1 rRNA gene is annotated in these 1,386 nt (G+C 53.9%); it reads right to left on the bottom strand.

From position 1 onward, the window contains the following. Positions 1–30 precede the first annotated feature (30 nt). Positions 31–1,386: ribosomal RNA gene (locus ACTXG9_RS19540) — 23S ribosomal RNA — on the bottom strand; the annotation flags it as partial.

Genomic DNA, 1,386 nt, shown 5'->3' with positions numbered 1-1,386 from the left:
TGTCGTAAAGCCAAGGCAACTTGAGGTTATATGGTCAAGCCGCACGGATCATTAGTATCAGTTAGCTCAATACATTGCTGTACTTACACACCTGACCTATCAACCACGTAGTCTACATGGTTCCTTCAGGGGGCTTGTGCCCCGGGAGATCTCATCTTGAGGCGCGCTTCCCGCTTAGATGCTTTCAGCGGTTATCGCTTCCGAACATAGCTACCCGGCAATGCCACTGGCGTGACAACCGGAACACCAGAGGTTCGTCCACTCCGGTCCTCTCGTACTAGGAGCAGCCCCTCTCAAATCTCCAACGCCCATGGCAGATAGGGACCGAACTGTCTCACGACGTTCTGAACCCAGCTCGCGTACCACTTTAAATGGCGAACAGCCATACCCTTGGGACCGACTACAGCCCCAGGATGTGATGAGCCGACATCGAGGTGCCAAACACCGCCGTCGATATGAACTCTTGGGCGGTATCAGCCTGTTATCCCCGGAGTACCTTTTATCCGTTGAGCGATGGCCCTTCCATACAGAACCACCGGATCACTAAGTCCTAGTTTCCTACCTGCTTGATCCGTCGATCTTGCAGTCAAGCACGCTTATGCCTTTGCACACAGTGCGCGATGTCCGACCGCGCTGAGCGTACCTTCGAGCTCCTCCGTTACTCTTTAGGAGGAGACCGCCCCAGTCAAACTACCCACCATACACGGTCCCCGACCCAGATAATGGGCCCAGGTTAGAACGTCAAGCACGACAGGGTGGTATTTCAAGGATGGCTCCACTGCAGCTGGCGCCACAGTTTCATAGCCTCCCACCTATCCTACACAGACGAACTCAACGTTCAGTGTAAAGCTATAGTAAAGGTTCACGGGGTCTTTCCGTCTTGCCACGGGAACGCTGCATCTTCACAGCGATTTCAATTTCACTGAGTCTCGGGTGGAGACAGCGCCGCTGTCGTTACGCCATTCGTGCAGGTCGGAACTTACCCGACAAGGAATTTCGCTACCTTAGGACCGTTATAGTTACGGCCGCCGTTTACTGGGGCTTCGATCAAGAGCTTCGCCTTGCGGCTGACCCCATCAATTAACCTTCCAGCACCGGGCAGGCGTCACACCCTATACGTCCACTTTCGTGTTTGCAGAGTGCTGTGTTTTTGATAAACAGTCGCAGCGGCCTGGTTACTGCGACCCTCTTCAGCTATAGCTCGCACGAGCCACCAAAAAGGGTGCACCTTCTCCCGAAGTTACGGTGCCATGTTGCCTAGTTCCTTCACCCGAGTTCTCTCAAGCGCCTGAGAATTCTCATCCTACCCACCTGTGTCGGTTTACGGTACGGTCTGCGTAAGCTGAAGCTTAGGAGCTTTTCCTGGAAGCGTGGTATCAGTGACTT

Source organism: Stenotrophomonas maltophilia group sp. LNF247 (genome assembly GCF_054083135.1).
This window is presented reverse-complemented; position numbering and strand designations above follow the sequence as displayed.